The organism is Gemella haemolysans (genome assembly GCF_028308085.1).
In the GTDB taxonomy this organism is placed as follows: Bacteria; Bacillota; Bacilli; order Staphylococcales; family Gemellaceae; genus Gemella; species Gemella haemolysans_D.
This window is the reverse complement of sequence record NZ_JAQMFS010000045.1, coordinates 1-15,075: the sequence shown is the minus strand read 5'-3', so window position 1 is coordinate 15,075 and position 15,075 is coordinate 1. Positions and strand designations below refer to the sequence as shown.

At 30.6% G+C, this 15,075-nt stretch carries 7 protein-coding genes and 1 pseudogene; 6 read left to right on the top strand and 2 right to left on the bottom strand.

The genetic code is table 11. The annotated features are described in order from the left end of the window. Window positions 1-118 precede the first annotated feature (118 nt). A complete protein-coding gene (locus tag PNO30_RS03080; protein ID WP_271965944.1) occupies window positions 119-967 on the bottom strand; it encodes a 5'-nucleotidase, lipoprotein e(P4) family in 849 nt (282 codons plus the stop codon). A gap of 413 nt (window positions 968-1,380) precedes the next feature. Here PNO30_RS03080 and gap point away from each other — a divergent pair, with 413 nt between their 5' ends. Both gap and PNO30_RS03070 read left to right on the top strand, forming a co-directional pair. Continuing rightward, window positions 1,381-2,397 carry a type I glyceraldehyde-3-phosphate dehydrogenase gene (gap, locus tag PNO30_RS03075; protein WP_271965942.1) on the top strand — a complete coding sequence of 339 codons (1,017 nt, stop codon included), beginning with the start codon at window positions 1,381-1,383 and terminating at the stop codon, window positions 2,395-2,397. Between the two features lie 299 nt (window positions 2,398-2,696). Further along, the gene (locus PNO30_RS03070; RefSeq protein ID WP_271987122.1) at window positions 2,697-8,981 is read left to right on the top strand and encodes a leucine-rich repeat domain-containing protein; all 6,285 of its coding nucleotides are present in this window, start codon (window positions 2,697-2,699) and stop codon (window positions 8,979-8,981) included. Window positions 8,982-9,024: 43 nt separating this feature from the next. Here the strand turns inward: PNO30_RS03070 and PNO30_RS03065 are convergent, their stop codons facing one another. Beyond that, complete coding sequence (locus PNO30_RS03065; RefSeq protein ID WP_271987121.1) at window positions 9,025-10,785, bottom strand: glycerophosphodiester phosphodiesterase; 1,761 nt, start codon at window positions 10,783-10,785, stop codon at window positions 9,025-9,027. Between the two features lie 212 nt (window positions 10,786-10,997). Here PNO30_RS03065 and PNO30_RS03060 point away from each other — a divergent pair, with 212 nt between their 5' ends. The 4 genes and pseudogenes from PNO30_RS03060 to PNO30_RS03045 all read left to right on the top strand — a co-directional run. Continuing rightward, entirely contained in the window at window positions 10,998-12,500 is a 1,503-nt protein-coding gene (locus PNO30_RS03060; RefSeq protein WP_271987119.1) for a sucrose-specific PTS transporter subunit IIBC, read from the top strand. Continuing rightward, the gene (locus PNO30_RS03055; protein WP_271987118.1) at window positions 12,490-13,800 is read left to right on the top strand and encodes a glycoside hydrolase family 32 protein; all 1,311 of its coding nucleotides are present in this window, start codon (window positions 12,490-12,492) and stop codon (window positions 13,798-13,800) included. The genes PNO30_RS03060 and PNO30_RS03055 overlap by 11 nt, the downstream gene beginning before the upstream one ends. A 1-nt stretch (window position 13,801) precedes the next feature. Next, window positions 13,802-14,740 (top strand): carbohydrate kinase family protein, encoded by a 939-nt coding sequence (locus PNO30_RS03050; RefSeq protein WP_271987117.1) that lies wholly within the window; start codon window positions 13,802-13,804, stop codon window positions 14,738-14,740. Window positions 14,741-14,881: 141 nt separating this feature from the next. After that, window positions 14,882-15,075, top strand: a pseudogene (locus PNO30_RS03045) (IS5/IS1182 family transposase); the annotation flags it as partial.

Genomic DNA, 15,075 nt, shown 5'->3' with positions numbered 1-15,075 from the left:
TTCAATCAAGAAAATGATTTTAAAAATAAAAAAAAATATAAGTGACTTAATAATATTTTTAAATTATATTTTAAATCACTTATATTTTTTATTTATGGTAATTTGTTATTCTTTTAGATTAGTATCCTTTAAGTGCATTTAGACGAGCTTCAGATTGTCCTTTAGCATCTTTTTTCTCACCTTTATATACTGCTGATTCCCATGATCCGTACAGTGGGTTAGGGAAGATTATGAATTTTTCACCAAATTCAGCTTTTAATTGTTCAAACATTTTATCTCTATCAGGTTCTGATGTAGTAGAGAATTCAGCGAAGTCTACTAAGTTATCTCCAAATAACATAACTAGGTTAGTATGTTTAATAACTTCTTGTCGACGTCCTTCTTTAGATTTGTCACCTTCTTTTTTGAACATTAGGTGATCGCGCCCTTGAACTGGAATACCTTGTGCTTCAAGGTTTTTGATAGTAGCATCTACTTGTGAATCAGTTCTGTCAGAAATGTAGTAAATTTGAACTTTATTTTTGTCAGCAAATTGTAAGAATTCTTTAGCTCCAGCTACAGGTTTAGCTTCGGCTTTTTGAACCCATTCATCCCAACTTTTCGGGTTGAATGCAGTTCCATCTTTAACATTTTTAACTTGATATGGAACGTTATCTAATACTGTTTCATCTAAGTCTAATACGATTGAATAAGGTTTATCAGTAGGTTGTTTTAGTAGTTCTTTTAATCTACTAGTAGCAACATTATAACCTTGTTGGTATAAAGCATCTACTTCAGCTGCGTTTTGATACCATAAAGCACCCATTGTATTTTCTCTAGATCTAAGCTGATCATAAGTAAGAGTTATCTTGTTATCTCCACTCTTATTTTCTTCTTTTTTTTCTTCAGTTTTTTGTGCACATCCTGTTGCAAGAACAACAGTTGCTAAAACTGATGAAATAGTCATAACAAATTTTTTATTTTTCATAATAAATATAGCTCCTTTTATTGTCTACAATAATAAGTATAATTTATAAATTAGGAAATTTCAATATGAAATTATTTTTTAAAAATTTATAATTTAAATATTTTAATATAAAATATTTAAATTAATGTTGAAAACGATTTATAAAATGATAATAAAACAAAATTAGTATTATTTTTATTTTAAGAATAATGATTTGTATTTTCTCGATTGAAATACAGAATTTTATATGCTATACTGAAATTAGGTGTTTTGAAACGCTTACTATAAGATTTCTTATAGGTAATCACAATTAAATAATGAATTAAAAAGTTTAGTTTGTCATATAATTTTACTTAAAAGAAATTCAAGTTGTAAAAGGGATGAGCATATGAGTTATCTTATAGGAGTAAAATAATTAACAGGGGGAAAAACACATGACAATAAAAGTTGCTATTAATGGTTTTGGTCGTATTGGGAGATTGGTCTTAAGACAGATTCAGGCTCAGCATGCAGATGATATTGAGGTTGTAGCTGTCAATAGATCAAGAATGAGACCGATAAATCAAATAGTTTATCTGTTAAAATATGATACAACGCAAGGACCTTTTCCAGGGACTGTAGAAGAAGGAGAGGGAGCGTTTATCGTAAATGGTAAAGAAATTAAAGTTTTTGGAGAACCAGATCCAGAAAATTTACCATGGAAAGAGTTAGGTGTAGATATTGTTCTAGAATGTAGCGGACGTTTTAACAGTAAGGATAAAGCTGAAGCGCACATAAGAGCGGGAGCTAGGAAAGTACTACTTTCTGCACCAGGTGGCTCAGATGTCAAAACTATTGTATATAATGTTAATCATGAAATATTAACTGGGGAAGAAACTGTAATCTCGGGTGCATCATGCACTACAAACTGTCTTGCTCCAATGGCAAAAGTATTACATGATAACTTCGGTATTGTACATGGTTTAATGACAACTATCCACGGATATACAGGAGATCAGCATACTTTAGATGGATCTCATAATAAGGGAGATTTTAGACGTGGAAGAGCAGCAGCAGAAAATATAGTTCCTAATACTACAGGTGCTGCTAAGGCTATAGGATTAGTTATACCAGAGTTAAATGGACGTTTAGATGGAGCAGCTCAAAGAGTACCCGTTCCAACTGGTTCGTTAACAGAACTATTTGTAACAATTGAAAAAAATGCTACAGTAGAAAAAATTAATGAAGTTATGAAAAAAGCAGCTAATGAATCATATGGATATACAGAAGATCCTATAGTATCTTCTGATATAATAGGAATGAGTTATGGTTCGTTATTTGATGCCACACAAACAAAAGTTATTGGACAAGGCGAAAATCAAATGGTTAAGGTTGTTTCTTGGTATGATAATGAAATGTCATACACTGCACAACTAATTAGAACGTTGAGATATTTTGTAAAATTAGTATAGAATATAAATTATAAGGCTAGGAATCTAAAATGGTTTCTAGCTTTTTTGATTTCCATTATTATTTACTTAGTTATTTACTAAAAAAATTATTATTTTTCTGAATATAATGATAATATGATATTTTTTAGTTTTTGATTGTGATATTACAAAGAAAAAGGTAATTAAAATAAAAAAATTACTTTATTTAAACTTTTCTATATAGATAGAAGGGGTGTTGAAAAAGCACTTATATTGCTATAATATAGTAGGTGTAATACAACAAAAAGTATAAAGTAAATCTATAAATATGGAGAAAAAGTATGAAAAATTTATTTAGTAGAAAAGAAGTATTTTCAATTAGAAAATTTAGTATGGGAATAGCTTCAGTAATGATAGCTTCAAGTTTAGTTGTTTCATCTCAAGCTAATATACAATTATTGAAAGCGAAAGAAAATATAGAAGTACAGGCTAATAAAGATATTAATATGCGTGTATTAGAAAGAGATGGAGGAGCAGTAATTGAGTTAGCTGCAACTAAAGACCTAACAGATATAGATGTAAATGTTATGTTAAATGGTAATAGAGTAGCTTCATATCATATTGCAAGTATAAAAGCTGGACAAAAAATAGAAAAGAAAGTAACTAAAGAACAGCTAGAAACAATAAAAAAATTAATTTCGAATGGGAAAAAAACTTTACCTAATACAGCAATAGTGGAAAGAAGTGCTTCACAAACAATTAATATTGCAGGTAATAGATTAAGAGTGGATGTTAAGTATCATGTAGAAGATAATTCAGTACCTGAAGCAAAACAAGAGAAACCAGAGGAGAAACAGACGCCAGAAGTTAAGACAGAAAAACCAGAAGTAACTCCAACGCCAGAAGTAAAACCGGAGCAACCGAAACCAGAGGTAAAACCAGAGCAGCCAAAACCAGGAGTAAAACCAGAAGTAAAACCAGAGCAACCAAAACCAGAGGTAAAACCAGAGCAGCCAAAACCAGAAGTAAAACCGGAGCAACCAAAATCAGAAGTAAAACCGGAGCAACCAAAACCAGAAGTAAAACCAGAGCAGCCAAAACCAGAGGTGAAACCGGAACAACCGAAACCAGAGGTGAAACCGGAACAACCGAAACCAGAGATGAAACCTGAACAACCGAAACCAGAAGTAAAACCAGGACAACCGAAACCAGAGGTAAAACCGGAACAACCGAAACCAGAGGTGAAACCGGAACAACCGAAATCAGAGGTGAAACCGGAGCAGCCGAAACCAGAGGTGAAACCGGAGCAACCGAAACCAGAGATGAAACCGGAACAACCGAAACCAGAAGTAAAACCAGAGCAATCAAAAACAGAGAAACCAGTTCCAGGTGAACAACCAGGCAACGTATCTGAGACAACTAAACCTAAAGGCCAAGAAAATAGTGATAAGGATGAAGAAGTAATCATTAACGATCCAGTTCTTAAAAAATTAATTAATAAAAACTTAAGCAGTGAAAGAGCTGATGATCAAAAAATAACTAAAAAAGAACTTGAATCTCTAAAAGAACTTAGTTTAAGGGATAAAGAAGGAAAAAATATACTTACTACAACATCTTTAAAAGATACACCAGAGTTTAAATTTATTCAAACACATGGAATTAAGAATTTACTAGGATTAGAAAATGCAGTAAATTTAGAAAAACTAGACTTAAATGAAAATGAAGTAAGTGATTTATCACCAATTGCTAAATTGAATAAATTAACTAAATTATCATTAATAAGAAATAGGATTTCAGATTTACAGCCATTATCAGAATTAACAAATTTAGAATACTTAGACTTATATGCTAACAAGATAGAAAATATTTCACCTTTAGCCAAACTTACTAATTTAAAACATTTAGACCTTCATAATAACAACGACCAAACAGGTGACCCTGTTCATCCAATTATTAGTGGGGGAATAAAAGATATTTCAGTAGTGAAAAATCTTACTAAATTGGAAATGTTATCACTTGGAAGTAATAATATTTCAGATATAACACCAATTAAAAATCTTACTAATATAAAGGATTTAGTATTAGGTGGGAATCATATTAGTGATTATTCGGGACTTGAGCAGTATATTGCCGATAGAGTAGCTAAACAACAGGAAGGTGAAGGAAGTGTTAGTTTCGCAGGGCAAAGAATAAATTATGATAAAACTGTTGATGTTTCTAAATCAAATGTAACAATAGACAGTCCATTTAAAGGCTTAAATGAATTAGGTGAAAAACTAGCGAAAGTATTCGAAAGTGATGAGCCTATTAATCTATTCTCAGAAGTCACTACTAATGTCGACGGGGTAAGTGCGACTTATAATCCAGAAACATCAAAATTTGATTTTACATTTACAGAGGAATTCTTAACTAAAAATCAAGGTAAGGTAGTTCCTATTAACTTAAAAGTAGGAGTTGGGGATTATGCTTGGAATGTGAAAAATATTAAACTAAACATTAAAGAAAAATTATCAGAACCTAAAAAATTAGTCATTGATGATTTAGTTGTAACAAATGAAAATAAACCTGTAATTGATAAGTTGACATACATACTAGTTAATAAAAAAAATGACAATGAAGTAATTGAAAAAAATACTAATAAAGGCATGCTTAGTGGACTGGAACTTACTAAGGATGAAGTTTATACATTATCTTTAAATGATAATGAGAAATATCAAATGGAAGATATTGATGTAGTAGCAAAAGAAGAGGATGGATTCTCTGTATTATACAATGTAAAAACTAACGAAATAATACAAAATTTAGAAGTAAAAAAAATAGAAAAAGAAGAAACACCTGAGGATGATGTAGTTACATTGGATGGTATTACTGCAAAAGTGACTAATAGTTCAGGTAAGCCAATTAGTAATGTTCCATTTAGATTGTTTGAGTATGATGGTATTATTCCAAATATTGTAAAACAAGAAAAAACTGGTGAAGATGGTACATTAACATTTACTGCTAATAAACTTAAACCTAATAAAAAATATGAACTAAGAATTGAAAAAAGAGACTCAGCATTTAATAGAGAGAATGTTATATTTACAACTGATAAAGATGGAGAAATTGTAAGTATTGATAATAAAGCAGTTACCGAAGAAACTACCGGAGTAATTGACTTTAAAGAAGAAAGAAAAAATGATAATGAAATTAAAACTGTTAAATCGTACTATAAAGTAGTAGATGAAAATGGAAATCCTGTTGAGAATGTTGAGTTATCTGTTAATGGTATTAGAACGAAAATTACAACATTGAAAAATGCTAGATCTAATAAAAATGGTATTGTAGAGTTGGATTTAGAAACTAAAGTGAATGGTGTAGATTACATAGTAAATGTATCAAAAAATGATCAATTCAACTGGGAATTCAGACCGGATTCAGTGAATTTAAATGTTTCTGAAGAAGGAAAAATTTCTTACAATGATTTGAATAAAGATTATACATTAGAAGATTATAATGGTACTAAGATTCCAGTATTTGTGGTGAAAAAAATAGATTTAAATTATTTGAAAACAGATTTAAAAGAAAAAATCAAAGAAGCGGAAGCAGAATTAGAAAAATCACCTAATAAAGAATTAAAAGATATTGTAAATTCAGCTAAAGAAGAACTCGCTAAATCTGAGACTTTACCAATTTATGTAAAAGGGTATATTGGAAACTTGACTACTGTATTAGAAAAAATTAAAAAATCAAAAGCAGATGAGAAACCACTAAAAAAAGGTGTTATTCCTGAAATGTTAGTTAGAAATGGAAAAACTCCTGAATTAAACGAGGTGACAGTTGAGTTTATTAATAAAAATAATCCTAAAGATAAAGTAGTCGCTGTAAGTGAAAATGGTATGTTATCTAATGTTCAGTTAACTGTTGGAGAGGAATATACTATTAAGGTTAAAGGACAAGGAATCGAAGTATTCCCTACTAATCTTATATTAAAAGAGGAAGAGGGAGAATTCATCCCATATAAAGTAGGAACAGATGAATTTTATGATTCTATAGATTTAGATGAATTAAAAAAAGAAGACAAACCAAAAGAGGATTTAAGTAAAATACGTGGTGAACTTGAAAAAGTAGTTAGTAGGGAACTAAGAACAGAAAAAGGATACATCGCTAACGAAGGAAATCAACCAGCAAATAATGCATGGATTTTTGCTAGAACAGAAGCAGAAAAAATACTTAGAAATCCAAATGCTACTAAAGAACAATTGGAAACTGCTATTTCAGACTTAACAGAAAAAACTAATGCAGCTATTATTGGAAGTGAAAAAACAAAAGTTAATAAATTGATTTTAGCTTCTAATAAAGAACATGAAGATAAGTTGAAATTGAGAGCGGAATTAAAAACAGCTAAAACTATTGAAGAAGTTAATGCTATTGCTGAAAAAGTAGGAGGGAAGGTAACACCTCCTAGCGGAAATAATACAGAAACAAAACCGGAAAAACCTGAGGGAAGTAATATAGAACCAACTCCAGAAAAACCAGGAGAAAATAATACAGAAACAGCGCCGGAAAACCCAAAAAGAGAAGATGGTAATATAGTGTCTATTAAAGAAGCAATTGTTCAAAATAAATTGCCAGGTAAAGGTGGATTGTTATTACTTGATGTGGAAGTTAAAAATACAGATGTAAACAAAGTAGGACTTGTTGCATATCGAGATGGAAAAAAAGTAGATAATGTGACGATAGATAAATTTTTAACTGAGTCAACTAATAAAGTAAGTTATACAATTACTGTTCCAAAAAATGAAAGTAATAAAGTAGTTAATTACAAATTTGTAGCTGCTATAGATGGAATAGAAACAGATAAATCAATAGAAAAAATACAAGAAGCATTCGTAGAAGATGCTAGAATAACAAATTATTCGCTAGAAAATGAAGTTCTCCAAGGAGGAGGATTAGGTACTCTAGTTTTAAAAGGGGATAATTTGACCACAAGTAATGTGAAAATAAGAGTATTTAATTCTGATTCAGTGGAAGAGAATAGTTCATTAACAAGTAGTGTTGTTTATGAAAAACGTGGTAATGATCTTATAGCAAAAATAAATTTTCCAGAGAATAACACAAATACATCGAAATCATACAAAGTGAAATTATATCAAAATGGCAAAGAGGTTAATATTACAACATTAGACAAAAGAGACAGAAGAGATAAGCCCACATTTACGGTAGTGGGTAGAAATCAAGATAGTACAAAACCAGTATTATCAAATTTGACAATTACATCATATAGAACTAGTGGAACAGGCGCTGTAAATGATGGAGTAGAGAAAACTGAAACTACAGTAGCATCGAATCAAGTTAGTAAAAAAACTGAGGTTCACTTATATGGAGCTAATTTGAATGAGGTTAAAACAAAAGTTAAAATAGTCGATCAAAATGGAGTAGAGTGGCCTATCGAAGGTGCTGAGAGTGATTTAATTAAGATGGTTTTAGCAGGTAAAAGCGGTGTGAATAATGGTATCCTTGGAAATGGAACATTCCAAATTGCTGAAATAATATTACCAGGTAATTTAAAAGAAAACATGACGTTTACTTATACATTTGCGGTGGATGGGGTTAATTTTGACACCTCTCATCAAGTTCGAGCTATTGTAGAAAAAACTGGTGGACAGGTAGTACCAGAGGTAAAAAATATAACATTTAAATATCAAGATGAAGCAGGTAAGAAGATTGCAGAAGACAAGATTTTAAAAGTATATGATCACTTTCCAGTTTCAGTTGGGAAAGCCGATTTAGTAGGATATACACTTGCTAAAGTAAAAGATAATAGTGCTTTAAATAGCCGTATTGGGGATAAAACAGAAGTAACATATGTGTATAAAAATTCTGAAGGAAATTATACAGTAGTAGAAAAACCAAAAGTTGAGTCTCCAAATAATGGTATACAGCCAGCAGTAAGTGAAGATATTGAAAGACTAAAAACTAAACTACAAGAATTAGTTGCTAATGATTTAAGAATAGAGACTAATTATAAAATGAATGGTACAGCTCAAGAGAAAGCATGGCTTAAATCGAAAGAAAATGCTGAAAAAACATTAGCTAAAGTTGATGTTGATAAAAATGAATTAGAACTTAGAATTAAAAAGCTAGCTAGTGCTATAGATATTTTAAAAGATGAAAATTCTAAAAATAATAGTGTTGTAGAAAATACAACTCCAAGTAATAATTCAGTAACGGGAAGTGAAGAATTGGAGAAAGTTAGAAGTGAAGCGAAAAGCAAAGTACTAAATTCTGAGTTTATTCAAGATAAAACAAAATATTTCAAGAGAATCAAAGAAGCAACAACTGTTGAAGTATTAAAAGTACTTATCTCAGAAATAGAGAAACTAAATAGCAATGAGGGTATAGAATCTAAACCTGAAGAGAATATATCAGAAACTACCGAACAACTTAAAACGAAGTTACAAACATTGGTAGATAATAATTTAATAAAAACTGAAAAGTATACTCAAGCAACTCCAGAATTGCAAACTGAGTATAGGAAAGCAAGAGCTTTTGCTAGAAAATTGTTGAATGAAGATACTTCTAAAGAAAAATTACAAGAGCAAATAAAAGTCTTAGAAACTGTTATTAAAAAAATCACAGGATAATAAAAATCATCGACTGAAACAATCAAATTTCAGTCGATATTTTTTATATATTAATAAGTCTTAGTATTTTATCATAATATGAGTAGTTATTTTCTAAGATATTTTTTTCTTCTTTTACAAGTTCAGGTTCATCGGTAATAATACCATCTGCAGAGCTTTGTAAGTATCTAGTAATTAAAGCTGGATCATTTATTGTCCAGACAAAAACTTTTTTGTTTTGTTTTTTAGCTTGTTCTACTAGACGATCTCTGTATGAGAAGTCTTCTATTACGAAAAAATCGACATTAGTTTGGTGAAAGTTTCCAAATTGAAGAGGGATTACATAACCAGTTTCTAAATTTGGTTCCTTTGTTTCAAGTTCTTCCATAACTTTAGAATTAAGTGACATGAATTTATAATTTTCAAGTTTTAATCTTTTTATTTCTTCAATAAGAATGTCGATGTAGTTACTTGGTTCACCACCATGAGGTTTTAGTTCTATTACTAAATTCATATTTAAATCCTTAGCTTTATTTACAAATTCTTCTAAAGAAGGTATTTTACTAGTATGGTCTCCTTGTTTTATTTGTAGACCAACAACCTCATCGAAGTTCATATCTTGAACTCGTTTATTAATACCTGCAAGTCTTTTAAGGTTATAGTCATGTATTACAATGAATTTATTGTCTTTAGTTAGCAATATATCTAATTCTACGTAATTAGCTCCGACTTCAGCCGCACCTTCAAGAGCTTCGATAGAATTTTCTACTCCCTTTGCGACATATCCTCTATGAGCAATAGTTTCAATATTTTTGTTGACTCCATTTCCATAAATATTAAAACCATTAATAATAGCTGCAATAACAATTATTATAGTAGTAAAGGTTGCTACTAATCTAGATTTTTTCTTATTTTCATTAAGATTATTAACTAGTTCTTCTGATATTTCGTTTTGATCTATTAGCACAGTAACTAATGAAGTAATAACAGTTATTTTTGAGAGTACCCCTATAAAGAAGATAATTGCACTTATTGCTGAGAAAAATAAGGTTTGAACTATAGGATTACTACCATCCTTATCAACATAAATACATAAGAAGGTGATAACACCGATTAAAATTACTGCAATAATGATGTATATTGTTTCAAATAATATAATAGTGATTACAAGTTTTCTTTTACCGGTTTTTGTAAGTTCCCAGCTCCTTTTAATACTATCGAGTATATTCTCATCTCCAACAGCTGTAAGAGGAAGTGTGAAAATTAATCTAAGATTTAGATAAGCAAAAACTATCATAATTGTTCCCCAAATAATAAGTCCACTATTGGTTTTCATTATTTCACCGCTTATAAACTTAGGAATAAATAAGTTTTTAGCTAAAACAGATTTTACCCCTAGATTAACAGTAGGGATAGTAATTATGAAATAAATTATAAAAAATAGAGTTTGATATCCTGCCAAATTTTTTGTTTTATTCCATGCATTTTTTAAAATCTTTCGATATGAATATTTCTTATCTGTTAGTTGTCCGTATATCGTAAATGTCAGTATAGAAAATTCTATAAACATAAAAAATGCAACGATAAGTATTAAAAGATTAAGAATTATAAAACTATAGGGGTTAGTTAATATATGAAGAATATTATTCTTGTCAAGATGTTCTTCACCAGCGAGGGTAAGTGCTAGTTGAAAAACTCTAGCGATTAACCATAAACCACATACAAGAATTAGTTGAATTATAGCAGCTATTGAAATGTATGTGAATTTATATCGATTAATGTTTGTAAAAACACTAGTAAATAGATTTTTAATTGAAAAATCCATATAAGCCTCCTATTTTATAGTTATTAGATTATAACAAAAATAATACTTTGAAGCAAGGAAGCTACTATTTATAAAAAATATGGTAACGTTACTTTTTCCTCTTGACAATTTGATATTAAGAGGTGTACAATAAAAAGTAACGTTACCATTAAATTCTGGTGAATGTTAAAAGTCGTTATATAAAATTAAAAAATAAAAAAGGAGAAAGAACTATGGACTTAAAAAAAGTTATAAAAGAAGTTGTTGAACATAGTGGTGGTCAAGAAAACTTACGCTCTGTTGTTCACTGTGCAACTCGTCTTCGTTTAGAATTAAACGATGAAAAAAAATATAATAAAGAAAAATTAGAAGATATCGAAGGTGTTAAAGGTGTATTCTTTAACAATGGTCAACTTCAACTAATCTTCGGAAGTGGTCTTGTTCAACAAGTTTACGCAGCATATAATGAAGTATTCAAAGGTGCTGCTTCAAATAGTGAAGAAGATTCAAGTGAAACTGTTAAAAAAACAAAAGGAAATCCACTTCAACGTTTTGTAAAAATGTTAAGTGATATTTTCGTTCCAATCATTCCAGCAATCGTAGCTGGTGGTCTTTTAATGGGTATCAATAACGTATTAACAGCTAAAGATTTATTCTACACTGGTAAATCAGTTATTGAAGCTAACCCAGGTATCGCAGGACTTGCAGACATGGTTAACGTATTTGCAAATGCGCCGTTCGTATTCTTACCTGTATTAATTGGATTCTCTGCTACTAAACGTTTTGGTGGGAATCCATATTTAGGAGCTGCTCTTGCGATGTTAATGGTTCACCCAGATGTAATGAACTTCTATACATTTGGTAAATTAGATCCATCTACAAACCAACTTCTTGCGCCAGCTTTAGATATCGTTAACCAAAGTGGTCAAGCTGTAGAAGGTCTTCAAAGAGTTACAACTCTTGGGTACTGGGATGTATTCGGATTTAAGATCGCTAAAGTAGGATATCAAGGAACTGTATTACCAATTCTTGCAGCTGCTTGGTTATTAGCGACAATCGAAAAATTCTTACGTCGTGTAACTCCATCATGGTTAGATAACTTAACTACACCATTAGTTTCATTATTCGTAACTGGATTTGTAACATTCGCATGGATGGGACCTGTACTTCGTGAAGCTGGTACTTTACTTGGTCAAGGATTACAATGGTTATACATGCAAGGTGGATTCGTAGGAGCAGGTATTTTCGGTTTATTCTACGCACCAATCGTAATCACAGGATTACACCAAAGTTTCTCAGCTATCGAAACTCAATTACTAGCTGCAACAGGATTAACATTTATATTCCCAATCGCATCTATGTCTAACGTAGCACAAGGTGCAGCGGTTCTTGCGGTATTAGTATTCTCTAAAAACACAAAAATGAAATCAATCTCATCAGCATCTGGTATTTCTGCTTTACTAGGTATTACAGAGCCAGCTATGTTCGGGGTTAACTTAAGACTAAGATATCCATTCTACGGAGCTATTGCAGGAAGTGCGGTAGGAAGTGCATGGATTGGATTAAACAAAGTATTTGCATCTGCATTAGGTGCGGCTGGTCTTCCAGGATTCTTATCAATTCCTGCAAATCACTGGTCAACATTTGGTATTGGTTTAGCATTATCATTCATCGTTTCATTCTCAGTAACAGCATACTTCTTCAAAACTAAGAAGGAACTTGTAAATGCTAGCTAATAACTGGAAACAAAATCTTCATTTAGAACCTACTAAAGGTTGGCTAAACGATCCGAATGGATTAGCTTACTTTAAAGGTAAATATCATATTTTTCACCAATATTCTTATGAAGTAGAAGGTGGATTAAAACTATGGTATTACTATACTAGTAGTGATCTAAAAAATTATGAAGATCGTGGCGTATTCCTAACACCAACTATTGAAGAAGAAACGCATGGTGTATATTCAGGAAGTGCCAATATAGAAGATGGAAAGCTAGTCTTCTACTACACAGGGAATGTGAAATATAAAGGAGATTATGACTACGTTCATGAAGGACGTGGTCATAATACCATATCTTTTGAAACGGAAGATGGAATTAATTTTACTGAGAAAAAATGTTTATTAACAACAGACGATTATCCTAATATGTCAAATCATGTTAGGGATCCAAAAATTTTTGAAAAAAACGGAAAAAAATATCTAGTGCTAGGTGCTAGAGATAGTAATGATTATGGATGTTTATTAGTATATGATAAAGATACTCTTAAACCGTATAAAACTATTTATTCAGAAAAAAATCTAGGATTTATGTGGGAATGTCCTGATTATTTTGAAGTAGATGGAAAAGAAATATTTATGTTCTCACCTCAAGGTATTACAAGAATGTACCCATATTATGAAAATGTGTATCAAATTGGATATTCTGTAGTTGAAGATGGAATTGAGAATGTTGATAAACTTGATAACTTCACATTATTAGATTATGGACATGATTTTTATGCAGCACAAACATTCTTAGATGAAGATGATAACCGTGTTTTAATAGGTTGGATGTATGTACCAGATAGTAGCTATACAAATCCGACTGTGAAGTTTGGTTATCAAAACTGTTTAACTGTACCTCGTGTAGTAAATTTCAAGGATGGTAAAGTTAGACAAACGTTACACAAATCGGTGAAAGATTTATTAGGTAACGATATTAAAACTAATGACTTTAACAAAAATACATGGTATTATAAACAAGAACATGGCGATAAATTTGAAATTAGCGTAGCTGATTTTAAAGTAAGCTATGATAATAAAGAATTGAAAGTATCTTTTGGAACTAGTGGTTATGGAAGAGATGATAGAAAATATAAACTGGATTTAGAAAATGTGGAAATAGTATTTGATAGTTCATCTATAGAATTATTCGCAAACGATGGATCTTTTGCACTTTCAACAAGATTCTACCCAGAAAATCATAATGTTAATATTTTAGCCACTGATTATTTAGCAAAAGAACTTGGAACAATTGAAATTAGAGAGGAGAACTAAAATGGCAGTTTTATGTATAGGAGAAATGCTAATTGACTTTATTGGTGAAGGTGTAGGAACAATCGATAAAGTAAAATCATTTAAAAAAGAGGCTGGAGGTTGTGTAGCTAACGTTGCGTGTGTTGCGCAAAAACTAGGACATAAGAGTTATTTATTAACATCACTTGGACAAGATGGTTTTGGTGATTTTCTAGAAAATACTTTAAAAAATGAAAATGTAGACTGTAGATATGTAAGCCGTAAAGCTGATAGTTTTACACCATTAGCATTTGTTTCTTTAGATGAAACTGGAGACCGTTCATTTAGTTTTTACTTTAAAGGTTCATCAACATTAAGAATTAGTAAAGAAGATGTTGAAAAAGTTGATTTATCGGAAATTGAAGCAATTCACTTCGCAAGTATTGCTATACAAGAAGAATCAAAAGATAGCCATCACCTATTACTAAAAAAAGCTAAAGAAGCTGGCGTGCTAATTTCTTTTGATGTTAACTTACGATTCAATCTTTGGGATGATCATAGAGTATATCTTGAAACTATTAAAGAATTTTTACCTTATGTTGATGTTATCAAAGTTGCTGATAATGAATTAGAATTCTTAACTGGAACTACTAATATCGAAGAAGCTTTGAAAAAAGACTTTAGCCACATGAAAGTTGTTCTTTATACTAAAGGAGAACATGGAGCAGAAGTTTATTATGAAAATCACAAAGTAGTAACTGAAATACCTAACATAAAAGCTGTTGATACAACGGGGGCAGGGGATGCTTTCGCTGGTTCATTCTTATCGAAACTATTAAATCATGAAAATCTTAATAACATTTCAGAAGAAGAATTAGCACAAATGGCAAAATTTTCGACAAACTACGCTAGTTTAACAACTACAAAAACGGGTGCAATTTCAAGTTACTTAACTGAAGAAGAATATAATAGTCTAATATAATTTTTAAAAAATAAGTCCTAATTAGGGCTTATTTTTTTCAGGCTGTTGACAAATGCAGAAACTGCATGAGTCAGCAGCCTATTTTAATGAGAAAAAGTGCTGAAAATGTTATAATATAAGTATATAGAGGGGGTTTTTAGTATGTTTAATAAAAAAGAAAATATCAAAGATGAAATAATATTAATGACGTTATCAGAACTAGTTCCTACAAATCACTTTTTAAGAAAAGTAGCCGAAGCAATTGATTTTAAATTTATTTATGATTTGACAGAAGAATACTATAGCCACACATCAGGTAGAAATTGTTTAGACCCTGTAGTATTATTCAAATTAGT

Coding starts and splice junctions, on each gene's coding strand:
- PNO30_RS03080 (WP_271965944.1), bottom strand. CDS start 967: ATGAAAAATAAAAAATTTGTTATGACTATTTCATCAGTTTTAGCAACT.
- gap (WP_271965942.1), top strand. CDS start 1,381: ATGACAATAAAAGTTGCTATTAATGGTTTTGGTCGTATTGGGAGATTG.
- PNO30_RS03070 (WP_271987122.1), top strand. CDS start 2,697: ATGAAAAATTTATTTAGTAGAAAAGAAGTATTTTCAATTAGAAAATTT.
- PNO30_RS03065 (WP_271987121.1), bottom strand. CDS start 10,785: ATGGATTTTTCAATTAAAAATCTATTTACTAGTGTTTTTACAAACATT.
- PNO30_RS03060 (WP_271987119.1), top strand. CDS start 10,998: ATGGACTTAAAAAAAGTTATAAAAGAAGTTGTTGAACATAGTGGTGGT.
- PNO30_RS03055 (WP_271987118.1), top strand. CDS start 12,490: ATGCTAGCTAATAACTGGAAACAAAATCTTCATTTAGAACCTACTAAA.
- PNO30_RS03050 (WP_271987117.1), top strand. CDS start 13,802: ATGGCAGTTTTATGTATAGGAGAAATGCTAATTGACTTTATTGGTGAA.